Genomic DNA, 23,415 nt, shown 5'->3' with positions numbered 1-23,415 from the left:
CAGCGCGGCCGGCTCTCAGTAGCCGCGCTGGAAATCCACCCGGCCGCGCAAGGCTTCGCCGCTGCGATAGCGATTGAGGTTGTCAACGAAGAGCCCCGCCATGGCGCTGGGCAGCGTGGGCGCGGAGCTGTGGCCGGTGACCAGCAGGTTGGGCGCGGTCCAGAAGGGATGCCAGGCGGGCAGCGGTTCCTCACGGCAAACGTCGATCACCGCTCCAGCCAACTGGCCGGCGGCAAGCGCCGTCACCAGGTCATGGTCCACCACCGCCACGCCACGCCCGGCGTTGATGAAGAGCGCGGTGGGGCGCATGCGCGCGAAGATCGCGGCGTCGTAGATGTCGCGGGTAGCGGGTGTGTCCGGCAGCAGGTTCACCACGCAGTCGGCCCAGGCGACCTGTTCGGCCAGCACCTCCATGCCGAAGACCCGTTCGAAGGGTTCCAACGGCCGGGGTTCGCGGGCGATGCCATGGAGTTCGACGCCGAAGGGTTCGAGGAAACCCGCCACGCTCTGGCCAATGTCGCCGCTGCCGACGACCAGTACCCGCTTGCCTTCCAGGCTGCGCGGCAGGCGGTTGTCCCAGCGCTTCTCGGTCTGGGCGCTGAATCGCGAGAAGAGCTGCCGCTGGTGGGCCAGCAGGTAGGTGAGTACGTACTCGGCCATCACCTGGCCGAAAATGCCCACGGCGCGGGTCAGCTGGTAGTCCTGGGGCAGGTCGTCGGCCAGCAGCGGCGTGATGCCGGCCCAGGTGGACTGCATCCACTCCGGCTTGCAGCCCTTGCGCAGCAGGTACGCCATCAGGTCGGGCTCGCCGAGCCAGATGGGGCATTCCCGCGCGGCTTCCACCAGCCGCCCCACCTCGCTGCCGCCGTGCAGTTGCAGGCCGGACTCGGTGCGCAGCAGGTCGGCGTAGTAGGCGAACTCTTCTTCGACGATCAGGATCTTCATCAGAGGGGGTCGTTCATCCGCAGCAATTCTTCAGGCAGGTGCTCGATGTACTCGTCCTGCGCCGGCGGCATCTGCAGGTGGAAGCCCTGCTTCTCGATGTTTTCCAGCACCTTGCCGATGTCCTCGCGAGCCAGTTGGCGCTCGGGAGTGAGCACCAGGTCGAAGGCATGTTGCGGGGCGCCGAAGGCGTTCAGTAGGGCCTCGGGCACACGGCTCAGGGCTTCGCGCTTGTCGACGTAGAGGTACATCTCGTTCTTGCGCGGGCTTTTGTAGATGGAACAGATACGTTTCATGGTCGGGCTCGTGGGGCGTGCCGTGCCAGACGGCACGGCGGAATGGTTCATTGGCCGGCGGTGGCCAGGGTGTCCAGCAGGGCCTGGCCCATCAGCTCACGGCGCCAGCCGCGCAGGCCTTCGGGCAGGCGGTAGGGGCCATTGGGAAAACCGCTTTTCAGCAGGGCTTCCAGGTGCTTCTTGCGCAGCATCAGCTCCGGGGCCATACCCAGGCGCTCGGCCTCGACCTGGCCAACTGCGCGGAGCTGCTTCAGCAGCGGCGACGCATCCGGCGGCAGCGGCTCAGGCAGCGCCTCGGGCCAATGCTCGGGCGGCGTTTCGGCGGCCTCGCGGATCAATTTAAGCAGGACATTGCCGTCCTGGCGCACGGTGCGCGGGTGCATGTCGTCGATTCGCGCCAGGGAAACCAGGTTGTCGGGCTGGAAGCGCGCCAGGGGCCAGAGGCTGTTCTCGCGCAGGATGCGGTTGCGCGGCTGGTCCCGCAGGCGCGCCTCGATCTCGCGCCAGGCGCAGAGTTCACGGAGCACGGCGAGCTGCGCGCGGGACAGTTTCCAGGCCAGCTTGGCGTCGCGATAGAGCTCGTCGGGGATGACCTCGCGGCGCATGTTGGTCACCAGCTCGGCGCCATCTTCCAGCACCCAGGAACGCTTGGGCTCGGTGAGGCGCGGTGCCAGGGCGGCATAGAGCTCGGCCAGGTGCTGCGCATCCTCGGCGGCATAGCGCACCTGCATGTCGGTGAGGGGACGCTGCAGCCAGTCGGAACGGGTTTCGTCCTTGGGCAGCTCGATGCCGAGCACCGCCTGCACCAGGCGCGAATAGCCCATCGAGTAGCCGATGCCGAGGTAGCCAGCGGCCAGCTGGGTATCCAGCAGCGGCTGCGGCAGTGCGCCGGTCAGGCGCAGGAAGACTTCCAGATCCTCGCTGCAGGCGTGCAGCACCTTGAGCACGGCGGCATCTTCCAGCAGCTCGGCGAAGGGCGACCAGTCGCCGATCAGCAGCGGGTCGATGAGGTAGGCCCGCTCGCCGTCGCCGACCTGCACCAGGCCGGCCTTGGGATAGAAGGTGTCGACCCGCATGAACTCGGTGTCCAGGGCCACGAAGGGCAGGCGCCGCCAATCGGCGCAGTGTTTGGCCAGCGCGGCGTCGTCGCGGATCCAGAAAATGTCGATGGCCACAGGGCTCTCCTTGAATCAGTGGCGCGCAGTATATATCGCGCCGGGTCCTCGCTTCGCCCCTTGCATCGCTCCCGCCCCGTCGCGGCCAATCCGCACGGGGCGAGCACGCGCCTAGGCCAGCTCGGCGCGCAGGCGTTGCAACAGGGCGTCTGAACTGCGCTGCATGGGCGGGCGCAGCTCGTCAGCAATCAGCCCCTGCATGGCCAGCAGGCTCTTCACCGGCGCCGGGTTGGGCTCGGCGAAGGCCAGGCGAATCAGCGGCTGTAGTCTTTGGAAGATCCCGCGCGCGGCTTCAAGTTCACCCTTGGCGACACAATCGGCCAGGCGCACGAACTCCCGGGGTTGGATATGCGCCGAGGCGGCGATCGCGCCCTGTCCACCCAGGCAGAGGGTGGTGAAGATCTGCCCGTCCTCCCCCGTCAGCACGTCAAGCTCGCCATCGGCGATCAGCGCCAGGGTGGTTTCCAGGTTGCCGCCGCAGTCCTTGATGGCCACCACCTTCGGATGCCGCGCCAGCTGCCGCAGGGTCGCAAGCTCCAGGCGCACGCCGGTGCGGTAGGGAATGTCATAGAGGATCACGGGAACGTCGGAGGCATCGGCGATGGCGCCAAACCAGGCCAGCAGCCCCTCCTGGGACGGGCGGATGTAGTAAGGCGCCGGCACCAGGACCCCGGCGATCGGGCGGCGCTGCACCTCGCGCTGGAAAGCCAGCAGCTCGGCCAGGTTGTTGCCCGCCAGCCCCATCACCAGACGGTCGCCGGGCACCTCCTCCAGCAGCGCGTCCAGCACTGCCAATTGCTCATCCTTGGACAGTGCCGCGGCCTCGCCGGTGGTCCCACAGACCACCAGCCCGGCGACGCCGGCATCCAGCAGGTGCCGGGACAAGCGGCGCAGTGCGGCGAAGTCGACGGCACCGTTGTTGAAGGGGGTCACCAGGGCAACCCAGATTCCGGAAAACACAGGCATTGCAGATCTCCTTTGGCTGACCGTCAGAGTCACCGTCGGAGAGATGCAGGAGGGGAAATTCGAGGGAGGTTCGACCTGATTCGCGCCCACTGTCCTGTCAGCCCATCTGACGGGACAGCGCGCCCCGGTCAAATGAGCGACTGTTTCTTCGATTTACCCGCGGCAACGCCAAATGCCCGCGCCCGGGCCGGGAGGCTCACGACGACAGCGGCGGAGGAGGCGATAGCGGGCATTGAAAGCTCGGTGAATGCGACGAAGGCCCCGATACTGCGCAGGCCGCCCCGCAACTGTCAACTGCGGCCTGACCGATGCCGCGACATTCAGCCCTGGCGCCGCGCGTGGGCGGCTGCTAAAAAGCCCGCGCGCAGAAGCGCCAGGCTCCGGCCGATCACACCACCTCAAGGGATACAAGAAGATGAAGAAGCTGCTGGGCCTGGTCGCCCTGCTGGTCGCCGCCCTGGCGGTCTACCTCGCCGTCACGCCCGCCCCCATCGACCCGCTGGCCTGGGACGCACCCAAGGCGCCCGACATGACCGGCGTGCTGGAGCCCAACGACACCCTGATGAAGGCCGAACTGATCGCCCAGGGCCAGTTGCATGGGCCGGAGGACACCGCCGTCGACGCCCAGGGCCGCCTGTATGCCGGCCTGCATGACGGGCGCATCGTGCGTATCGGCGCGGACGGCAAAGTGGAGACCTTCGCCGACACCGGCGGCCGCCCGCTGGGCATGGACTTCGACGCCGCCGGAAATCTGGTGGTCGGCGACGCCTACAAGGGCCTGCTGCGCATCGACCCGCAAGGCCAGGTCAGCGTGCTCGCGACCGAAGCCGATGGCCTGCCCTTCCGCTTCACCGACGACCTGGATATCGCCCGCGACGGCCGCATCTACTTCACCGACGCCTCCAGCAAGTTCCAGCAGCCGGACTATCTGCTCGACCTGCTGGAAGCCCGCCCCCACGGCCGCCTGATGCGTTTCGACCCGGCCACCGGCAAGACCGAGGTACTGCTCAAGGATCTCTACTTCGCCAATGGCGTGGCGCTGTCGACCAATGAAGACTTCGTGCTGGTCAACGAAACCTACCGCTACCGCATCACCCGCTACTGGCTGACAGGGGAAAAGGCTGGCAGCCATGACGTTTTCATCGACAACCTGCCGGGCCTGCCGGACAACCTCCAGGGCGATCACCAGGGCAACTTCTGGGTCGCCCTGCCCTCGCCGCGCAAGGCCGATGCCGACTTCCTGCACACCCAGCCCTGGCTCAAGGCGCAGATCGCCAAGCTGCCGCGCATGTTCTGGCCCAAGCCGGTGCCCTACGGCCTGGTACTGCAACTTAACGAGAATGGCGAGATCATCCACAGCCTGCACGACACCAGCGGCACCCACCTGCGCATGGTCACCTCGGTGAAGCCGGTGGGGGATTACCTCTACCTGGGCAGCCTGGACAACGACCGGATCGGCAAGCTGAAGATTCGTTGAAAGCCAGGGCGGAACTGCGGCCCGCTTGGCGAGTAAACATCCACGCTCGTAGAACGTGGACTTGCGGCAGCCCCCTGGAAGGGGGCGAATCCTCCCCCGTGCACAAGGCCGCCCCTTTCGCCTGGCGTGGACCGTAGGGTGCGCTGTGCGCACCGATTCCGGGATCGGCTTCGGCACCCCGTCAAACCGCCGGTGCGCACGGCGCACCCTACCGGATCGGCTTCATCCTGCTAGCCCGGGAATTCGAATCGTCACAGGCAGAGCCGGTGACTCATGACCACGTCCTAAGGACGTGGTTTCCCAAGTTCAAATGAATTCGCCCCTACAAGAACCGCCACCTCGCTCGACGCCTGCCCCAGCAGCTCCTGCATCCGCCCACGGGTATCGGCCATCAGCTCGCCGAGCCTCTCGACGCTGTACTGGCCGGCATCGATGGGCACACCGATATGCACCTCCATCTTCTGCCCGCGCGACTTCAAGCGCGGGGGACCTTATGATGCCGACTGTCATCGTTTCGACACAGGTGGCCCGCTAGGCACCTGACCAAACGCACCCGGCACGGACCCCAGCCCATGGACAAGAAAGACCTGCAGATCATCGCCCTCCTGCAGCAGGACGCCTCCGTCTCCCTTGCGGAGCTCGCCGAGGCGGTGAACCTCTCGCCCACGCCGTGCTGGCGGCGCCTGCAGAAGCTGCGCGAGGACGGGGTGATCACCAAGCAGGTGGCGCTCTGCGATGCCGAGCGGCTCAAGCTCGGGGTCACGGTCTTCGTCACCATTCGCACCAGTCGCCATAGCGACGACTGGACCCGGCAATTCATCGAAGGCACCCGCGACATCCCCGAGATCGTCGAGATCTACCGCATGACCGGCGACGTCGACTACCTGCTGAAAATCGTGGTGCCCGATATCAAGGGCTACGACGCGGTGTACAAGCGACTGATCCGCGTCGCGGACCTGTCCGACGTCAGCTCCGGCTTCGCCATGGAAGTGATCAAACACACCACGGCCCTCCCCCTGGATCACCTGGCGCAACCGGGCGACCCATGATTTGCTCGCCGCGGCGATCAATAGAAAATTATTTCCAACACAACCGTGTTGGGTAGATTTATTTACTAGCACCAGATGCATCCCGGCCCATCAAAGCAAAGAAATTCCCCGCGCCCATCGGTAATCTTTTCCCCATTCCAGAGGCCTTCCTGCCCGGCAGGCCCCGCCCTATCCCGCTCTATTCGGATCCAGAGGAACACCCAGGTGGACGACCGCAAACTGCATCTAGAAACGCTGCTGGCCCACGAGGGCCGCGAACGGGGCCAGGTCGGCGGCACCGTGAACACCCCGGTCTACCGCGCCTCCACCCTGCTCTTCCCGACCGTGGAAGCCCTGCACGCCCAGCACGGCACCCTCAACACCTACGGCCGCCACGGCAACCCCACCACCCGCTCCCTGGAGCGCGCCCTGGCGGAGCTGGAAGGTGCCTACGGCGCCATGCTCACCCCCAGCGGCCTGAGTGCGCTGACCACGGCCCTGCTGGCCACCCTGAAGCCCGGTGACCACCTGCTGATGACCGACTCGGTCTACGACCCGACCCGCGCCTTCTGCGACGAAACCCTCACGCGCTTCGGCATCGAGACCACCTACTACGACCCGCTGATCGGCGGCGGCATCGCCGAACTGATGCGTCCCAATACCCGTGTGGTCTTCCTCGAATCCCCCGGCTCCCTGACCTTCGAAGTGCAGGATGTGCCCAGCATCGCCGAGGTCGCCCACGCCCACGGCGCCCTGGTGATGCTCGACAACACCTGGGGCACCCCGGTGAATTTCCCGTCCTTCAAGCATGGCGTGGACATCTCCATCCATGCCGCCACCAAATACATCGTCGGCCACTCCGATGTGCTGATGGGTGTGATCATGACCACCGAGGCGCTGTTCCCGCAGGTGCGCGGCTTCTACAAGCAACTCGGTCTTTCCGTCAGCGCCGACGACGCCTACCTGGCCCTGCGTGGCCTGCGCACCCTGTCCACGCGCCTGGAACGCCACCAGCGCAATGCGGAAAAGATCGCCCACTGGCTGGCCGAGCAGCCGGAAGTGGAACGCATCCTCTACCCCGCCCTGCCCGGCGCGCCCGGCCACGATCTGTGGAAGCGCGACTTCAACGGTGCCTGCGGGCTCTTCGGCGTGGAGTTCAAGGCGATGCCGGAACAGGCCGTCCGCGCCATGCTCGACGGCATGCAGCTGTTCGGCATGGGCTTCAGTTGGGGCGGCTTCGAGAGCCTGATCCTGCTCACCAATCCCAGCGCCCACCGCAGCGCCACCACCTGGAAGGCCGAAGGTCCGCTGGTGCGCCTGCACATCGGCCTTGAACATCCGGACGACCTGATCGCCGACCTCGAGGCCGGTTTCCAGCGCCTGCGTGCCGCCTGCCGCTGAGCCCCTGGTGGCGCGCCCTCGCGCCGCCTTCGATAGCGCGCGACAGCCCGTGCGGACGTCCTTATGATGCCTGTCACAACAACGGTCACGACAAGGAACCCGCCATGTCGCTCGCGCAACTCATCAGCCCTGCCCAACTCAGCGCCCGCCTGGACGAACCGGGCCTGATCATTCTCGACTGCCGCTTCTCTCTAGACGATCCGGCCTACGGCCAGCGCAGCTACGTCGAGAGCCACATTCCCAAGGCCCGCTTCGCCGACCTGGAACGCGACCTCTCCGGGCCGGTGAGCAAAGGCGTGACCGGCCGCCATCCTCTCCCGGAGCCGGCCGCACTGATCGAGCGACTGCGCGCTTGGGGCATCCGCGCCGACAGCACCATCGTCCTCCATGACGACGGTCCTGGCGCCTTTGCCGCCCGCGCCTGGTGGCTGCTGGCATGGCTGGGCAAACGCGAAGGCGTGTTCCTGCTCGATGGTGGTCTCAAAGCCTGGCGTGATGCCGAACTGCCGCTGACCACCGTGGAACCGGCGGTGCAGCCGGGCGACTTCCAGGGACAGCCCGACGCCAGCCTGCTGGTCGACGCCGACACCTTGCAGCAACGACTGGGCAACGCCGGCCTGACGCTGCTGGACGCCCGCGCCCTGCCACGCTTCAAAGGCGAGGTGGAACCCATCGACCCGGTAGCCGGACACATACCCGGCGCCCAATGCGCCGCCTTCACCGACAACCTCGGCGCCGACGGCCGCTTCCTGCCGGCCGACGCACTCAAGCAACGCTTTGCCGCGATGCTTGGCGACCGTCCGCTGGATGAGCTGGTGGCCTATTGCGGCTCCGGCGTCACCGCCTGCCACAACCTCTTCGCCCTGAGCCTGGCCGGGTACCCCCTGGCGCGGCTCTATGCCGGCTCCTGGAGCGAGTGGATCACCAACCCGGACCGCCCGCTGGCCAAGGGCGAATAAGCCCCGAAATATCCGGGAGTACGAGAAGCCAGCGCTCTTTCGCGCTGGCTTTTTTTTAATCACAAGCCGCTATATAGACAATAACCAGAAGCCCGAAACAGTTTAAAAACAGGCCTTTACAGCACAAATATCGCACTAGACTTCAAATCGAGCGGCTAACTCCGCTCCCGGTGGGGCTCTTTCCTAGAACGATGAGAAGCTGCCAAAACGCCCCGGCCCCGCCGGCACTCTTCACGAGGGCCATATGGGAATTTCCGCCTGCGATCTCCGCCAACACGTGATACGACCGACGTTGCTCTACCTGCAGCGCCCCTCTTCCACCGCCGAACGCCTGCTGCTGGGCGCCGCCGCTTGCCAGTCGGCCCTCGGCGCCGCCCTGGATTGCGACCGGGGCCGAGGCCTCTACCGCATCAGCGATGCGCGTCACCAGCAACTCTGGGACCAGCACCTGGCCCAGGACCCGGACCTTGCCAGCCAGGTCCGCGGGCTGGCCAGCCAGCACGCCTTCCTCGCCGCGCCCCACCTGGAACTGACCGTCAACCTGCGCTACGCCACCGCCATCGCCTGGATGCTGGTGGAGTCGACCATGCTGGTGCTGCCCGCCGCCGATGACCTGCTCGGCATGGCCATGGTCTGGCGCCAGGTCTTCCATCCCGAGGGCAGTCCACGGGAATTCATCGACGCCTGGCAACGCCATGTAGGAATTCTCAGCCAGGTCGCCTAGGCAATCCGCACACTGACCGACCAGTCAGGAACCATGGTGCATGGAGAAATGGCAACATCTGCCTAAATGCCATCATCTTGTAGGATTGTTCGACAAAAAACCGGCCATCTTCGCCCATCTTCCAGAACTGGAAAGACGTATGGATTCCTGTTAGCGTGCCGCCCCTTGCACCATCGTTCAGGAGTCCACCGTGATAAGTAGAGTCTTCAAGACCGCCCTTGCCCTGGCCGTCAGCGCCGCTTCCAGCTACAGCCTGGCCAGCGGCTTCGCCATCAACGAACAGAGCGTCAGCGCCATGGGCACTGCCTTCGCCGGTCGCTCTTCTTCGGCCGATGACGCCACCACCGTATTTGGCAACCCGGCGGGCATGGCGCGCCTCAAGCGCGAGCAGATCAGCGCCGGCGCCGCGGCGATTCTCGCCAAGACCGACATCGACGACGCGCGCAGCACCTTCGGTGGCAGCAACGACGGTGACATGGTCCCGACCGTGGTCGCCCCCATGGGCTACTACGTCAAGCCGGTGGACGACAAATGGGCCTTCGGCGTCGGCGTCTACGTGCCCTTCGGCCTGATCACCGATTACGAGAGCGGCTTCGCCGGCCGCTACTACGCCGACAAGAGCGAAGTGCGCGTGATCACCGTCCAGCCCACCGTCAGCTACCGCATCAACGACCAGCTGTCCGTCGGCTTCGGCCCCACCATCAACCGCATCGACGGCGAGCTGACCTCCGCGGTGGTCAATCCGCTGTCCCCCGGCCGCAATGACGGCAAGGTGAAGGTCAAGGGCGACGACACCGCATTGGGCTTCAACGCCGGCGTGCTCTTCGAACTGGACCCGCGCACCCGCTTCGGCCTGACCTACCACTCCAAGGTGGACTACACGCTGCGCGGCGACACCACCGTATCCGGCAGCGGCCCCGTACTGGGCAGCTCTGCGGGCAAGTACGACGCATCCCTGGACCTGGAAACCCCGGAATCCGTCGACTTCTCCGTCACCCATGACCTGAACGACGCCTGGACGCTCTACGCCGGCAGCACCTGGACCCGCTGGAGCCGCCTGGAAGAGATCAAGGTGGAAAACAAGGGCGTTCGCGGCCTGCTGGCCCCGGCCCTCGGCACCATCACCGAAGAGCAGGACTGGCGCGACACCTGGTCCTACGCCGTCGGCGCCGCCTACAAGCTGAACCGGCAGTGGACCCTGCGCGCCGGCCTGGCCTACGACCAGTCCCCGACCCGCAACGAATTCCGCTCGCCGCGCATCCCCAGCGACGATCGCAAGATCCTCGCGCTGGGCGCCGCCTGGAGCCCGAACGACGACATGACCATCGACGTCGCCTACTCCTATCTGAAGGAAGACGACGCCGACATCAACCAGGTCAGCGCCACCAAGGGTGCCTACCGCTCCACCTTCAACAACAGCGCCCACGGCCTGGGCGCGCAGGTGACCTACCGCTTCTGAGTGGGATCGACCGACACAAAAAAGCCCGGACTTGTCCGGGCTTTTTCATGGGTAGTCTTCAACTCAAAAACCAAGGTCATCGCCTCAACCCAATCCGACGAGGGCGGCCGGCTGCTGTTCCTCTTCAACTTCCCTCGAGCGCAAGGCCATTGCCCGGATCATCGCCGCACAAATCCCCAGGACCAGACCAGCCGCCAGAGCCATCCCGAGAACCAGGGCCTTGCGCGGCTTTACAGGTTTGCTCGGAACGGTCGCGACCTGGTCGACACGCACCAGCTGCACCTTGTTGAAATCCACCTGCAGCCCCTTTAGACGCGCAATTTCCCGACGCAACTTGGCCAGGTTGGAGAGAAACAGGTCTTCATTTTCCCGTTGCTTGAGGACCTCGACTTCGCGGTTGTTCGCCAGCAGTTTCAGCTGCGCCTGGATCTCGCCGACGCGCGGTTCCGTGAAGTCGTCGGAATCGCGGGACAGCAATGCCGAGCGCTCGGCTTTCAATGCGTCGGTTCCCATGAAATAGAGCGGGATCTGCTGATTGTTCACCTCGGTACGGATCACACTGCCCGGCCCGGCATGGACGCTATCGCCCAGGGCTGATGGCGTGGTCGGCTTGGCGATACCCAACTGGGTCGCGATCTGGATGGCTTCATCCAATTGCCTGATACGGTCCTGGCGGCGGCCTTTCAGCTGCTGGCGCAATACCTGGAGCTCATCCTGAAGCTGCTCCTTCTTCAGTTGATCGGCCTCCAGCAAGGACGCGATTCGCGCTTCCTTCCCTGCCAGGTAGCTTGCACGTTCGGCCGCGATCTGCCCCTGGACCTGGGCTACCCGGTTCTTGCTGAATACCGTGAAATCTTCACGCACCTTGGCCAGTTCATCCTCAACCGCAGCATCGACCAGGCCATTGACGATCGCGACGCCATCCATGCCCTCGGGGTAGTTCAGAGTCAGGCCCGCATAGAAGGAGCCTGTCTTCTTGGGGTCAGGGCGTATCACCGAGAAATTTTCCCGATTCAGCCGCTCCAACGTCTGCTCCAGAGATTCACCCTCGCGCTTTGCGGGGGCAATCAGCTCCGGATGATCCTGGAAGAACCGGAGCCTCAGGCTGTATGACTCCAGGGCATCCCCGACGTGCTTCAGGGCGGTCTGCGGCTTGAGCTCGTACAGCTTGGTTTCGTTGAGCTCGTCGAGGTCCTTGAGCGCGGCGGGTCGCAGGAGACTCTGTACCTGGTACTCGGGCGTTACCAGGACGACATAGGCTGCGGCTGTAATGAGCACCCCCAGGACGCACGCGGCAATCAGGATCTTCTGCCGCCACAGCAACTTGAACAGCGTAAGCAAGTCGATTTCGTCGACACTCCGGTATCGATTCGGTACGGGCGCATTCATGCTCTACCTTCCATGCTCGATGTAGGCCACTGATGGTGTGTGCATCCGTGAAGCGTGCTGCAGGGTATTCCCGGGCCGAGACTGCTGCCCCGATACCGGCTTGCCATTCGCGAAGAGGGGAGTCCGGGCAATAGGGTCAAGCGACCTCGCTTTCGCGGGGTTCCTCGCGACCGACTCCAGCCAGCCTCCCCCTGCCGCTGGCACTATTGGCCGGGACGTCCAGAAGAGTAGATCAAGATTTCAAGACCATCGTCCCATCTGCAGAGAGACGATTTCAGGGCCGGCTCGCCAAGGCCTGCTCCACCGCCTTCAGGAGGTCCGGATCATCCGGTTTGGTCAGGCTGGAGAAATGAGCGATCACCTTGCCCTGGCGATCCACCACGTATTTGTAGAAGTTCCAACGCGGTGTCTGCCCGGACTGCGCGATCAGCTCCTTGTAGAGCGGCGTCGCCTCATCGCCGGTGACATGCTGAGGCTGGGTCATGGCGAAGGTCACGCCGTAATTGACGTAGCAGACCTTGGCGGTTTCCTCGGTGGTGGCGGCCTCCTGCCTGAAGTCGTCCGAGGGCACGCCCAGCACTTCGAAGCCCTGGCCCTTGTAGCGCTTGTAGAGCGCTTCGAGGCCCTTGAACTGCGGGGTGAAACCGCAATGGCTCGCGGTGTTGACGATCAGCAGCGGTTTGCCGGCGAAGCGCTGGCAGAGGTCGATGGTTGCCTTGGAGCGCAATTGCGGCAGTTCATGCAGCAGCAACGCGGGACACTCGGCGGCCAGGGCCTGGCCACCGAACAGGGCGAGCAGCGTCAGAGGCAGGGCGGACAAGGCGTTCATGGCAGGCTCCAGCGCAATCGGGTAATCAACCTACGCTACTGCCAAGTGCCTCGCCTAGCAATTGAACCCCAACTGCATAAGCGCAAGGCCACCCTGCTGCCAGCCCCACCAGCCGAGAGCCAGGAGCAGGCCGGCCAGCAGCGCGCCGAACGCCCAGGCCAGACCCAGCCTCATGCGGCTCCGGCGGGCTGCAGGCGCGCCACCGGCTGTTCGCGCACCGGCCAGTTCAGCACGGCGGCCATCAGGCTGAGGAAGATGGAAATCTGCCATACCAGTTCGTAGCTGCCCGTGTGGTCATAGAGATAGCCACCCAGCCAGCCGCCCAGGAAGGCGCCCAACTGGTGGAACAGGAAGACGATACCACCGAGCATGGACAGGTTGCGCACGCCGAACAGGGTGGCGACCGTGCCATTGGTCAGCGGAACCGTGGACAGCCACAGCAACCCCATGGCCATGCCGAAGGCATAGGCGCTCCAGATGGTCAGCGGCGAGTAGACGAACGCCACAATCACCACACCGCGCAGCAGGTAGAGCGCGGTGAGCAGCTTCGGCTTGGCATGGCGACCGCCCAGCCAACCGGCGATGTAGGTGCCGAACACGTTGAACAGCCCCACCAGCGCCAGCACCGTGGTGCCCACCGAGGCCGGCAGGTGCTGGTCCACCAGGTATGCCGGCAGGTGCACGCCGATGAACACCACCTGGAAACCACACACGAAGAACCCCAGGGCCAACAGCCAGAACCCCGAGTGACCAGTGGCCTCGCGCAGGGCCTCGCCCAGGCTCTGCTCATGACCCTGTGCTGGCAGCGGATTATCCTTGAGCAGTCCCACCAGCGGCACGATCAGCGCCACCAGCAGGCCCAGCGCCAACAAGGCGGAGGACCAGCCGAGCCAGCCGATCAGGCCGAGGGTGCCGGGCAGCATGGCGAACTGGCCGAAGGAGCCGGCCGCCGCGGCAATGCCCATGGCCATGCTGCGCTTCTCCATCGGTACGGCGCGGCCCACTACCCCGAGGATCACCGAGAATGAGGTGCCCGACAGGCCGATGCCGATCAGCAGGCCCGCACTGAGGGACAACGACAGGGCCGAGTCGGAAAAGCCCATCAGCACCAGGCCCAGGGCGTAGAGCACACCCCCGACGATCACCGTCTTCGCCGCGCCGAAGCGATCGGCCAGCGCCCCGGTGAAGGGCTGCGCCAGGCCCCAGATCAGGTTCTGCAGGGCAATGGCGAAGGCGAACACCTCCCTGCCCCAACCGAATTCGCTGCTCATGGGCGCAAGGAACAGTCCGAAGCCATGGCGAATGCCCAAGGACAGCGCCAGGATCAGTGACGCCCCAAGAAGAATCCAGCCACTCGTACGCCATACCGATGTCATAGAAAAATCCTTTACGGGTAGATACCCGCTTTTCAGCGAAAACTCAGTCCATATGTTCCAGATCATCCAGCAGCGCCATCAACGCCGCCCGCTTCTCCAGCCCCATGCGCTGCCCCATCTGCACTTGCACCCGTTCCCAGGCCTGCAGCGCCTCGCCGAGGCTGGCGCGGCCGGCCGGCGTCAGGGACACCAGGCGATTGCGCTGGTCCTCTCCTCCCTCCAGCCGGACCAGGTCCTTGGCCTCCAGCACCTTGAGGTTGCGCCCCAGGGTGCTGCGGTCCAGCCCGATGGCCTCGGCCAGGCTGGTAATGCTCGGCTGATCGAGCCGCGACAGGTTCTTCAACAGCGAATACTGGGCGACGTTCAGCCCGACGCCAGCAAGGGCATCGTCATAGAGCCGCGTCACGTTGCGCGTGGCGCGGCGCAGTTTGGTGCAAAGGCATTGGGTCGGCAACATGGATGCGTGTATATACCCGCATATAGATTGACGTCAATCGGATGCTGCTGGTTGACGATGGCTGGCCGGTCGCCAGGGCTCACAAGACGAGCTGAAACCTACGAGTTCAGTGATCGGACTGACCAGTGAGAAACGAGCATTCGCTGGCCGCAATCGGACCATTCCGAAGCGGGCTGCTTGGACAATCGGGCTTTTCCGAGACAGGAATGGAAGCTTATGGAGAAGCACGCGTTTGCACGGCAGCTCAGGGCGACACAGACGGATGCGGAAAGACTGCTCTGGCAGCATCTGCGTTGCCGACAACTACTCGGCCTGAAGTTTCGAAGGCAGAGACCCATCGGCCGCTATATTGTCGACTTCATCTGCTTCGAGCGGATGCTGGTGGTAGAGCTGGATGGCGGACAGCATTTGGAGAACTCTGCTGATCAGGCGCGGGACCAGTGGCTGAGCGCCAAGGGATTCCAAGTTCTGCGCTTCTGGAACCACGACGTTCTGCAGCAGACGGAGGCGGTCCTGGACGCAATACGGTTGGCAGCGGACAGCGCATTTCCCGGGAATCCCCTCACCCCCGGCCCCTCTCCCTGAAAGGGCGAGGGGTGACTCGCGCCTGCGTCCCTCATGTTTCCCCGGAACTCGGAGTCAGGCGTAGCGACAAGGTCGAAGCCGGCACGGAGCAACTCCCTTCTCCTCTTCAGGGAGAGGGGCTGGGGGTGAGGGTGCATCAGGCCAGTACAATCGCCATCAGCACCACTACCTCCACCACCTCCACCATCGCCCCCGCAGTATCCCCGGTGGTCCCACCTAGCCGCTGCAGAAACCTCGCTCGCAACCACGCAAACACCAGCAGCGCCACCGCCAGCGCAACCCAGGCTTGCCAGCCAAGCACCAGCATGACCGCACCCTGCCCCGCCAGCCACAGCGGCAGTTCCCGCCGCGGCAGGTGTTCGGCCAGCGCCTGGCCAAGGCCGCCGGGACGGACGTAGGGGGTGGTGAGGAAAAGCAGAGGCAACAGCCCCCGCGCCAACCAGGGCGCCAGCAGCAATGGCAGTAGTTGGCCGGCGTCCAGCAGCGCCACCAGGGCGGCGAACTTCAACAGCAGCACCAGCACCAGAACCACGACCGCAATGGGGCCACTGCGCGGGTCCTTCATGATCGCCAGGGTGCGCTCACGGTCGCCGTAGCCGCCCACCCAGGCATCCGCCGTGTCGGCCAGGCCATCCAGGTGCAGGCCGCCGGATAGCCCTGCCCAGAGCGCCAGCAGCAACGCTGCCGAGAGCAACGACGAGCGCTCATCCAGCAGATACGCCGCCCCAAGCAACAACAGCCCGATCAGAACCCCGACCAGCGGATACCACAGCAACGATCGGCCAATCTGCCGGGGCTCGGGCATGCCAGGCAGACGTACCGGCAGGCGGGTGAGGAATTGCAGGGCGATGAGCAAGGGCGTCATGGCCTTTCCCGCAAGCCAGGATCATCGAACGCCAGGCGGAACAATTCACCGTGGGCCACTTCCACCTGCATCAACTGGGCGCGCGGCAACTGCCGGGCCCGGGCCACCAGCAAGCGGATCACCCCGCCATGGGTGACCAGCAGCACCCGCTGGCCGGAGAAGCGCTCACGCAGGCGCTCGCCGGCGGCCACTACCCGCGCCTCGAAGGCCAGCAGGGTTTCACCCTCGGGCGGGGTGAAACTGTAGGGGTCATTCCAGAACAGACCGAGGCCCTCGGCCTGATCCACCATCAGTTCGGCGGCGCTGCGGCCTTCCCACTGGCCGAAGTGCAGCTCGCGCAGATCGGCGTCGAAATGCAGCGGCAGGCCAAGCTCCTGCGCAAGCTCCCGGGCGAAGGCGGCGCAACGTTGCAGGGGAGAACTCACCAGCACATCCCAGGGCCCCGCCCCGTCGATGCCGGCACGCATCTGCGCCCAACCGCTGGCGGTCAGGGCGTCGTCCAGGCTGCCGCGAAAGCCGCCGCCCCGTTCGGTTTCGCCATGGCGCAGCAGGTCGAGGTTCATGCCGGCCGGTCCGATACCGAGGCCTCGGCGAAGGTGGCCATGCCACCGTGCAGCTCGCAGGCCAGGCGCAGCAGCGGCAAGGCGATCGCCGCACCGCTGCCTTCCCCCAGGCGCAGGCCCAGATCCAGCAGCGGCTCGGCCTCCAGTGCTTCCAGCACGGCCAGGTGGCCGGGCTCGGCGGAACGGTGGGCGAACAGCAGCCACTCGCGGCAGGCGGGGTTCAGACGCACGGCACAGAGCGCCGCCACGCTGCAGATGAAACCGTCCACCAGGGCCGGCAGCCCCAGTTGGGCACAGCCCAGGTAGGCGCCGGCCAGTGCCGCGACCTCGAAGCCGCCGAGACGACGCAGGATTTCCCCGGGGCTGTCGCAGCCGTCCCGATGCAGCGCCAGGGCACGCTCGATCACCTGGATCTTGTGGGCCACGCCCTGGCCATCCAGACCGGTGCCGGGGCCGGCCAGTGCGGTGGCCGGCAAACCCAGCAGGGCACAGGCCAGGGCGCTGGCGGTGGTGGTGTTGCCGATGCCCATCTCGCCGCCGACGTAGAGCTCAGCTCCGGCCGCCTGGGCGCGCTCGACGCTGGCACGGCCCGCCTGCAGCGCGATCAGGCATTGGGCGGCAGTCATCGCCGGCTCCCGGGCGAAGTTCGCCGTGCCGGCCCCGACATGCAGGTGCAACACACCGGGCAGCGGCTCCAGCGGCACGGCGGTGCCCAAGTCCACCAGTTCCAGGGTTGCGTCCAGGCTCTTCGCCAGAACACTGATGGCGGCGCCGCCACGAACGAAGTTGCGCAGCATCTCGCCGGTCACGGCCTGCGGGTAGGCGGATACGCCCTCCTCCACCACGCCGTGGTCGCCGGCAAACACGGCGAACCAGGGGCGGTCGACGCGCGGCCGCTCCCGGCCCTGTTGGGCGGCCAGGGTGATGGCCAGGTCTTCCAGTTGGCCAAGGGCGCCGCGCGGCTTGGTCAACTGGTCCTGGCGAGCCTGGGCCTTGGCACGGGCGATGGGGTCCAGCGGCTGGCAGGGGGCCTGCCACCATTGCAGGGGGGTCATAGGGCTTCTCCCTTGAGAATCATGGGCAGGCCGGCGACGGTGAAGATCACCCGTTCACTGCGTTCGGCCAGAGCCTGGTGCAGCCAGCCGGCTTCGTCGACATAGCGACGGGTCAACTCGCCCAGGGGCACGACACCGAGGCCCGTTTCATTGCTCACCAACAGCACGCGGCCGGGCAGTCCGGCGATGCAGCCGAGCAAGGCCTCGCGTTCTTCATCCAGTCGCGCAGGGTCGTCCAGCATCAGCAGGTTGGTCAGCCAGAGGGTCAGGCAATCCACCAGCAGGCAGGTGTCGGCGGCAGCCTGCTCACGCAACACGCGGGCCAGTTCCAGCGGTTCTTCCACCAGCCCCCAGTGGTCGGGGCGGCGGGCGCGGTGATGGGCGACCCGCGCGCTCATTTCACCATCCAGGGGCTGGCTGGTGGCGATGTAGATGACCTTCAGGCCGCTGTCGACGGCGAGCTTCTCCGCCAGCCGGCTCTTGCCGGAGCGGGCACCGCCGAGGATGAGTTCAGGCATGGGCGTGCTCCTCAATGCCACAGAGTTCAGCGAGAAGGCCGGTGTCCAGATGCTGCTCGACCTGATCGGCCAGGCGCTCGATATCGCGCTCGCGCAGGGCGTGGTAATCCACCCGCTGCACGCTGTCCAGGCCCGCCCAGCGCAGGATGGCGGCGCAGGCTTCAGAGGATTCGAACAGGCCGTGCAGGTAAGTGCCCATGACCTGGCCATCGCCACTGCAAGCGCCATCGGCTCGGCCATCGGCCAGCATCACCGCGGGACGTTCGAGGCCGGCGCCGGTACTGACGCCGGCATGGATTTCATAGCCGCTCACGGGGACATCGGCCAACGACAGACGTCCAGCGACGTTGCGCAGCTGCTTCTCCGGCTCCAGGACCGTGTCGATATCCAGCAAACCGAGGCCCGCACTCGTCCCCGCCGGGCCTTCCAGGCCATGGGGATCGGCAATCTCGCGGCCGAGCATCTGGTAGCCACCGCAAATGCCCAGCACCTTGCCGCCATAACGCAGGTGGCGCTGCAGGGCCTGGTCCCAGCCGTGTTCGCGTAGCCGCGCGAGGTCGGCGCGTACGCTCTTGGAGCCGGGCAGGATGATCAGGTCCGCCGGCGGAATCGGCTGGCCGGGGGCGACGAAGGTCAGCTGCACTTGCGGATGCAGGCGCAAGGGGTCGAAGTCGGTGTGGTTGCTGATGCGCGGCAGCACCGGCACCGCCACTCGCAGCGCTTCGCCGGCCTTGGCCGCCTGGCGCGGGTCGATGGCGTCCTCGGCTTCAAGGTGGAAGTCGGTGAGGTAGGGCAGCACGCCCAGCACCGGTTTGCCGGTGCGCTGTTCCAGCCAGTCCAGGCCCGGCTTCAGCAGGGCGATATCGCCCCGGAAGCGGTTGATGACGAAACCCTTCACCCGCGCCTGCTCACTGGGCGACAGCAGCTCCAGGGTGCCCACCAGATGGGCGAAGACGCCACCCCGGTCGATGTCTGCCACCAGTATCACCGGGCAGTCCACCGCTTCGGCGAAGCCCATGTTGGCGATGTCGTTGGCCCGCAGGTTGATCTCCGCAGGCGAGCCGGCACCCTCCACCAGCAGCACCGGGTACTGGGCTGAAAGGCGCTGGTGGGACTGCAGCACGGCCTGCATCGCGACCTTCTTGTAGTCGTGATAGGCAGCGGCATTCATGCTGGTGACGGCGCGGCCATGGATGATCACCTGGGCGCCTATGTCGGTATTGGGCTTGAGCAGCACGGGGTTCATGTCGGTGTGGGGTGCCAGCCCGCAGGCCTGGGCCTGCACCGCCTGGGCGCGGCCGATCTCGCCACCATCGGCGGTCACCGCGCTGTTCAGTGCCATGTTCTGCGGCTTGAACGGCGCCACCGCCACGCCCTGGCGCCTGAGCCAGCGGCACAGGGCGGTCACCAGGGTGCTCTTGCCGGCGTCGGAGGTGGTGCCCTGCACCATCAGGGTGGTCATGGATGTTCCTTGGAATAGTCGATCAGGGCCTGGCCCAGGCGTGCCCAGCCCGCCTCGTCCGGCGGCAGGCCGAAACGCAGGCTGGGCGGTGTGGCGAACAGGCGGGTGAGGATGCCGCGGGCAGCTAGGAATTCGTGCAGGGCCACGGCGTCGTCGCGAACCAGTCGCTGGAACAACGCGGTACCGCCGGCGGGTGCGAGACCGCAGTCCCGCAGCAGGCTATCCAGGCGCTGGCCGTCCCGCAGCAGGGCCTGGCGCTGACGCGCCTGCCCCGCTTCGTCCTGCAACAGGGCCTTGGCCAGCTCCCGCGCCGGGCCGCTCACGGACCAGGGGCCGAGCAGCTCTTCCAGCCGCCCCAGCAGCGCCGCGTCGGCCAGCACGAAGCCCAGGCGGATGCCCGCCAGGCCGAAGAACTTGCCGAAGGAGCGCAGCACCACCAGCCCCGGCAGCGGGCAATGGCCGGCCAGGCTCTGCTGCGGCGTGCAGTCCATGAAGGCTTCGTCCACCAGCAGCCAACCACCCCGCTCCGCCAGGCGCGCACGCCATTCCATCAGGGTCTCGGGCGCCAGGCGCTGGCCGGTTGGGTTGTTCGGATTGACCACCAGCAGCACGTCGAAACGGTCCAGCTCACGCTCGGCGGTGGCGGAATCCAACTCTTCCAGTTCATGGCCTTCGCGGCGCCAGGCATGGGCATGTTCGGCGTAACAGGGCGAGATCACCCCGACTCGGCTGCGCGCCCGCAAGCGCGGCAAGGCCTGGATGGCCGCCTGGGAGCCGGCCACCGGCAGCAGCGAAACGCAGCCGTAAAAGCGCCGCGCCGCCGCTTCCAGGCCGTCCTCCCGCTCGGGCAGGCGCGCCCAGGCAGCGCTCGGAATGGCCGGCAGCGCCCAGCCGTAGGGGGCGATGCCGGTGGAGAGGTCGAGCCAGTCGGCCTCGGCTATGCCGTAGCGCTGCGCCGCTGCGCGCAGCCGTCCGCCATGTTCAAGCAAGGAGCCAGCCTCCGATGATCAGTGCCGCCAGCCAGAGCAGCACACCCTGACGCACCAGGTCCATGGCCCGGCCAATGTCTTCGGCGCGGGCCGCCGGGCCTTCGCCCAGCACCGGCCGCTGGTGCAGTTCGCCGTGGTAGACCGCCGCGCCACCCAGGGCCACGCCCAGGGCGCCGGCGCCGGCGGCCATCACCGGACCGGCGTTGGGGCTGTCCCATTGCGGCGCCTGGCGGCGCCAGCAGCGCAGGGCCAGGCTGGTCTTGCCGAGCAATGCGTAGGTCAGAGCCACCAGTCTGGCCGGGATGAAATTGAGGACGTCGTCGATTCGCGCAGCAGCCCAGCCGAAGCGCTCGAAGCGCTCGTTGCGATAGCCCCACATGGCATCCAGGGTGTTGGACAGCCGATAGAGCACCACCCCCGGCGCACCGGCCACGGCAAACCAGAAGAGCGCGGCGAATACCGCGTCGCTGCCGTTTTCCAGCACCGATTCGGTGGCGGCGCGGGCGACGGCGGATTCGTCCAGTTCGCGGGTTTCGCGGCTGACCATGTAGCCCACGCGCTTGCGCGCCTCCGGCAGATCGCCTGCCTGCAAGGCATTGGCCACGGGCTCGGCGTGTTCGTTGAGGCTGCGCAGGCCGATGGCGGCGTAGAGGGCGATTACCCCCACCAGCCAACCGACATAGGGCAGCTCCGACAGCAACCAGGCCAGCAGCGTAAGCGGCAGCACCGCCAGCGCCCAGGCGCTCGCGCCATGGCTGCGCCAGCCTCGGCCGCCGGGGTTGAAGCGCTGCTCCAGGCGGGTGGCGAGCTTGCCGAAGGCCACCAGCGGGTGCCAACCCTTGGGTTCGCCGAACAGGGCATCCAGCGCCACAGCGCCGATAGTCAGGAATCCCAGGCTCATCGGCGCCGCCCCCACTGGTCCTCGAACACCAGATCGGCCAGCGGTCGCGGCTGGGCCCAACCTTCCAGGGCCAGCATCGGCGCCGGGTAGAACTCGGTGACCGGCCCCAGGCAGAGCACTGCCAGGGGCTTGCTGCCTGCGGGCATGCCCAGCAGGTCGGCCAGTGCGACGGGATCGAACAGCGATACCCAGCCCATGCCCAACCCTTCGGCCCGGGCCACAAGCCACATGTTCTGGATGGCGCAGGAGAGCGAGGCCAGGTCCATTTCCGGCAGGGTACGACGGCCGAATACATGAGCCTCGCGGCCGTCCATCAGGGCCGCAACCAACAATTCGGCGCAGTCGCGGATGCCCTCCACCTTGAGCTGCATGAACGCGTCCGAGCGCTCGCCCAGCGCCTCGGCGGTGCGCACGCGCTCGGTTTCCACGAGGGCATGGATGCCATCGCGCAGTTCTTGCGATGCGATGCGGATGAAACGCCAGGGCTGCATCAGCCCGACGCTGGGTGCCTGGTGGGCGGCCTCCAGCAGCCGCGCCAGCAATTCGGGGGCTACTTCGCCGCCGCTGAAATGGCGCATGTCGCGACGCTCGGCAATGGCGCGGTAGACCGCCGCGCGCTCCTCGATGCTGAAGGCGTGTTCGCTCATGGTCGGAACAGCTCCGCGGCCGCCCGGGGATTGGACGGCAGGTAGAAGTGAATGTAGGAAGCCGTCAGCCGGCCGATGCGGAACACCGCTTCGGCCACCGGCTTGTCGTTCGGGCAGAGCCCTCGAACCAGGGGCTCCAGTGCAGAATCCAGCAGGGAATGGTGGAAGGTGTGCCCACGCAGGCTGCCCTCCGGCAACGGCGCTTCCTGCAGCGCCAGGGCCGCCAGGCGTTTCTGCAGGGTGGCGCGACCGGGCAGGAGGCCGACCAGCTCGGCGGTTTCGCCGCCCGCGTCGGTCAGGGCGTCCAGCAGGTAAAGCATGCCACCGCACTCGGCGAGGACCGGCTTGCCGGCCTCGTGGTGGGTACGGATGGCCTGGGCCATGGCGCGATTGCCGGAGAGCTGGCGCAGGTGCAGCTCGGGGTAGCCGCCGGGCAGGTAAAGGCTGTCCACCGCCGGCAGTTGCTCATCGGACAATGGCGAGAAGAACACCAGTTCGGCACCCAGGCGCTGCAACAGGTCGAGGTTGGCTTGGTAGAGGAAGGCGAAGGAGGTATCCCGCGCCACGCCGATGCGCACACCGGCCAGCCAGTCGCCCAGCTGCTGCGGCTCCGGCGCGGCGAAAGGCACCGCCGGCGGCAACGCCACTTCCGCGCTGGCGACCAGGGCGTCGGCGGCGGCGTCCAGGCGTGCGTCCAGGTCGGCCAGCTCATCGGCCTGCACCAGTCCCAGGTGGCGACTGGGCAGCTCGACCTCCGCGCTGCGCGGCAAGGAGCCGTACCAGCGAATCCAGTCGGGCAGGCTGCCGCGGATCAGGTCGCTGTGGCGCTGGCTGCCGACACGGTTGCCGAGCACGCCGGCAAAGGGCAGGTCCGGCTGGTAGGTGGCCAGGCCCACGGCCAGGGCGCCGAAGGTCTGGGCCATCGCCGCGCCATTGATCACGCCGAGCACCGGTACGCCGAAGCGCCGCGCCAGGTCAGCGGCCGAGGGCGCGCCGTCGAACAGGCCCATCACGCCCTCGATCAGGATCAGGTCGGCCTCCCCCGCCGCTTCCCAGAGCAGGCGGCGGCTTTCCGCCTCGCCCACCATCCACAGGTCCAGCTGGTAGACCGGCGCTCCGGAGGCGCGGGCGAGGATCATCGGATCGAGGAAATCCGGCCCGCACTTGAACACCCGCACCCGCTTGCCCTTGCGGGCGTGCAGGCGGGCGAGCGCTGCGGTGACGGTGGTCTTGCCCTGGCCGGAAGCGGGGGCGGCGATGAGCAGCGCGGGGCAGTGTCTGGCGCGCTCAGCCATGGGAAGCCCTCTCCCCAGCCCTCTCCCTGAAGGGAGAGGGGGAATGTGGGAGAGCCA

The 23,415-nt window shown here is 66.6% G+C and carries 25 protein-coding genes; 7 read left to right on the top strand and 18 right to left on the bottom strand.

Going from position 1 to position 23,415, the window contains the following annotated elements; genetic code table 11:
- Window positions 1-15: 15 nt before the first annotated feature.
- From ACFW0H_RS10930 to dapA, 4 genes are all read right to left on the bottom strand, one after another.
- Window positions 16-945, bottom strand: a complete 930-nt coding sequence (locus ACFW0H_RS10930) for a D-2-hydroxyacid dehydrogenase (RefSeq protein ID WP_422913923.1) — start codon at window positions 943-945, stop codon at window positions 16-18.
- Window positions 945-1,238 (bottom strand): YcgL domain-containing protein, encoded by a 294-nt coding sequence (locus tag ACFW0H_RS10925; RefSeq protein WP_422913922.1) that lies wholly within the window; start codon window positions 1,236-1,238, stop codon window positions 945-947. The genes ACFW0H_RS10930 and ACFW0H_RS10925 overlap by 1 nt, the downstream gene beginning before the upstream one ends.
- A 47-nt stretch (window positions 1,239-1,285) precedes the next feature.
- Complete coding sequence (gene rnd / locus ACFW0H_RS10920; protein ID WP_422913921.1) at window positions 1,286-2,413, bottom strand: ribonuclease D; 1,128 nt, start codon at window positions 2,411-2,413, stop codon at window positions 1,286-1,288.
- 111 nt (window positions 2,414-2,524) lie between these two features.
- Window positions 2,525-3,379 (bottom strand): 4-hydroxy-tetrahydrodipicolinate synthase, encoded by an 855-nt coding sequence (gene dapA / locus ACFW0H_RS10915; protein WP_422913920.1) that lies wholly within the window; start codon window positions 3,377-3,379, stop codon window positions 2,525-2,527.
- A 415-nt stretch (window positions 3,380-3,794) separates the two neighbouring features.
- Here dapA and ACFW0H_RS10910 point away from each other — a divergent pair, with 415 nt between their 5' ends.
- Complete coding sequence (locus ACFW0H_RS10910; protein WP_422913919.1) at window positions 3,795-4,856, top strand: SMP-30/gluconolactonase/LRE family protein; 1,062 nt, start codon at window positions 3,795-3,797, stop codon at window positions 4,854-4,856.
- A 284-nt stretch (window positions 4,857-5,140) separates the two neighbouring features.
- Here the strand turns inward: ACFW0H_RS10910 and ACFW0H_RS10905 are convergent, their stop codons facing one another.
- Window positions 5,141-5,335, bottom strand: coding sequence for a hypothetical protein (locus ACFW0H_RS10905; RefSeq protein WP_422913918.1), 195 nt, complete (start codon window positions 5,333-5,335; stop codon window positions 5,141-5,143).
- Between the two features lie 93 nt (window positions 5,336-5,428).
- Here ACFW0H_RS10905 and ACFW0H_RS10900 point away from each other — a divergent pair, with 93 nt between their 5' ends.
- The 5 genes from ACFW0H_RS10900 to ACFW0H_RS10880 all read left to right on the top strand — a co-directional run bounded on the left by ACFW0H_RS10900 (window position 5,429) and on the right by ACFW0H_RS10880 (window position 10,427).
- Complete coding sequence (locus ACFW0H_RS10900; RefSeq protein ID WP_422913917.1) at window positions 5,429-5,905, top strand: Lrp/AsnC family transcriptional regulator; 477 nt, start codon at window positions 5,429-5,431, stop codon at window positions 5,903-5,905.
- Window positions 5,906-6,109: 204 nt separating this feature from the next.
- Window positions 6,110-7,285 carry a cystathionine beta-lyase gene (gene metC / locus ACFW0H_RS10895; RefSeq protein ID WP_422913916.1) on the top strand — a complete coding sequence of 392 codons (1,176 nt, stop codon included), beginning with the start codon at window positions 6,110-6,112 and terminating at the stop codon, window positions 7,283-7,285.
- 104 nt (window positions 7,286-7,389) lie between these two features.
- The gene (locus ACFW0H_RS10890) at window positions 7,390-8,244 is read left to right on the top strand and encodes a sulfurtransferase (protein ID WP_422913915.1); all 855 of its coding nucleotides are present in this window, start codon (window positions 7,390-7,392) and stop codon (window positions 8,242-8,244) included.
- A gap of 244 nt (window positions 8,245-8,488) precedes the next feature.
- On the top strand, window positions 8,489-8,968 hold the full coding sequence (locus ACFW0H_RS10885) for a hypothetical protein (RefSeq protein ID WP_422913914.1): 480 nt from the start codon (window positions 8,489-8,491) through the stop codon (window positions 8,966-8,968).
- 190 nt (window positions 8,969-9,158) lie between these two features.
- Window positions 9,159-10,427: an OmpP1/FadL family transporter gene (locus tag ACFW0H_RS10880; RefSeq protein ID WP_422913913.1), complete on the top strand. Its 1,269-nt coding sequence runs from the start codon at window positions 9,159-9,161 to the stop codon at window positions 10,425-10,427.
- A gap of 84 nt (window positions 10,428-10,511) precedes the next feature.
- On the opposite strand, the gene ACFW0H_RS10875 is transcribed toward ACFW0H_RS10880, so the two are convergent.
- The 4 genes from ACFW0H_RS10875 to ACFW0H_RS10860 form a co-directional block, all read right to left on the bottom strand.
- Complete coding sequence (locus tag ACFW0H_RS10875; RefSeq protein ID WP_422913912.1) at window positions 10,512-11,816, bottom strand: Wzz/FepE/Etk N-terminal domain-containing protein; 1,305 nt, start codon at window positions 11,814-11,816, stop codon at window positions 10,512-10,514.
- A 274-nt stretch (window positions 11,817-12,090) separates the two neighbouring features.
- A complete protein-coding gene (locus ACFW0H_RS10870) occupies window positions 12,091-12,645 on the bottom strand; it encodes a glutathione peroxidase (RefSeq protein ID WP_422913911.1) in 555 nt (184 codons plus the stop codon).
- A 170-nt stretch (window positions 12,646-12,815) separates the two neighbouring features.
- Window positions 12,816-14,021: an MFS transporter gene (locus tag ACFW0H_RS10865; protein ID WP_422913910.1), complete on the bottom strand. Its 1,206-nt coding sequence runs from the start codon at window positions 14,019-14,021 to the stop codon at window positions 12,816-12,818.
- A 43-nt stretch (window positions 14,022-14,064) separates the two neighbouring features.
- The gene (locus ACFW0H_RS10860; RefSeq protein ID WP_422913909.1) at window positions 14,065-14,478 is read right to left on the bottom strand and encodes a MarR family winged helix-turn-helix transcriptional regulator; all 414 of its coding nucleotides are present in this window, start codon (window positions 14,476-14,478) and stop codon (window positions 14,065-14,067) included.
- 216 nt (window positions 14,479-14,694) lie between these two features.
- On the opposite strand from ACFW0H_RS10860, the gene ACFW0H_RS10855 reads away from it, so the two are divergent.
- On the top strand, window positions 14,695-15,063 hold the full coding sequence (locus ACFW0H_RS10855; RefSeq protein WP_422913908.1) for an endonuclease domain-containing protein: 369 nt from the start codon (window positions 14,695-14,697) through the stop codon (window positions 15,061-15,063).
- A gap of 136 nt (window positions 15,064-15,199) precedes the next feature.
- Here the strand turns inward: ACFW0H_RS10855 and ACFW0H_RS10850 are convergent, their stop codons facing one another.
- The 9 genes from ACFW0H_RS10850 to ACFW0H_RS10810 are packed head-to-tail and all read right to left on the bottom strand — an operon-like array spanning window position 15,200 to window position 23,358.
- A complete protein-coding gene (locus ACFW0H_RS10850) occupies window positions 15,200-15,928 on the bottom strand; it encodes an adenosylcobinamide-GDP ribazoletransferase (protein ID WP_422913907.1) in 729 nt (242 codons plus the stop codon).
- Window positions 15,925-16,491 carry an alpha-ribazole phosphatase family protein gene (cobC, locus tag ACFW0H_RS10845; RefSeq protein WP_422913906.1) on the bottom strand — a complete coding sequence of 189 codons (567 nt, stop codon included), beginning with the start codon at window positions 16,489-16,491 and terminating at the stop codon, window positions 15,925-15,927. Before cobC ends, ACFW0H_RS10850 begins: the two co-directional genes overlap by 4 nt.
- Window positions 16,488-17,546: a nicotinate-nucleotide--dimethylbenzimidazole phosphoribosyltransferase gene (gene cobT, locus ACFW0H_RS10840; RefSeq protein WP_422913905.1), complete on the bottom strand. Its 1,059-nt coding sequence runs from the start codon at window positions 17,544-17,546 to the stop codon at window positions 16,488-16,490. The genes cobC and cobT overlap by 4 nt, the downstream gene beginning before the upstream one ends.
- Window positions 17,543-18,064, bottom strand: a complete 522-nt coding sequence (gene cobU, locus ACFW0H_RS10835) for a bifunctional adenosylcobinamide kinase/adenosylcobinamide-phosphate guanylyltransferase (RefSeq protein WP_422913904.1) — start codon at window positions 18,062-18,064, stop codon at window positions 17,543-17,545. Before cobU ends, cobT begins: the two co-directional genes overlap by 4 nt.
- Window positions 18,057-19,526, bottom strand: a complete 1,470-nt coding sequence (locus ACFW0H_RS10830) for a cobyric acid synthase (protein ID WP_422913903.1) — start codon at window positions 19,524-19,526, stop codon at window positions 18,057-18,059. The genes cobU and ACFW0H_RS10830 overlap by 8 nt, the downstream gene beginning before the upstream one ends.
- On the bottom strand, window positions 19,523-20,515 hold the full coding sequence (gene cobD / locus ACFW0H_RS10825) for a threonine-phosphate decarboxylase CobD (protein WP_422913902.1): 993 nt from the start codon (window positions 20,513-20,515) through the stop codon (window positions 19,523-19,525). The genes ACFW0H_RS10830 and cobD overlap by 4 nt, the downstream gene beginning before the upstream one ends.
- Window positions 20,508-21,416, bottom strand: coding sequence for an adenosylcobinamide-phosphate synthase CbiB (gene cbiB / locus ACFW0H_RS10820; RefSeq protein ID WP_422913901.1), 909 nt, complete (start codon window positions 21,414-21,416; stop codon window positions 20,508-20,510). The genes cobD and cbiB overlap by 8 nt, the downstream gene beginning before the upstream one ends.
- Entirely contained in the window at window positions 21,413-22,063 is a 651-nt protein-coding gene (bluB, locus tag ACFW0H_RS10815; protein WP_422913900.1) for a 5,6-dimethylbenzimidazole synthase, read from the bottom strand. The genes cbiB and bluB overlap by 4 nt, the downstream gene beginning before the upstream one ends.
- Window positions 22,060-23,358: a cobyrinate a,c-diamide synthase gene (locus ACFW0H_RS10810; RefSeq protein ID WP_422913899.1), complete on the bottom strand. Its 1,299-nt coding sequence runs from the start codon at window positions 23,356-23,358 to the stop codon at window positions 22,060-22,062. Before ACFW0H_RS10810 ends, bluB begins: the two co-directional genes overlap by 4 nt.
- Window positions 23,359-23,415: the final 57 nt, after the last annotated feature.

The organism is Metapseudomonas cellulosilytica (assembly GCF_049334135.1).
Lineage (GTDB): Bacteria > Pseudomonadota > Gammaproteobacteria > Pseudomonadales > Pseudomonadaceae > Metapseudomonas.
Note: the sequence above shows the minus strand (reverse complement) of the source record. Positions and strands in the feature narration are given on the sequence as shown.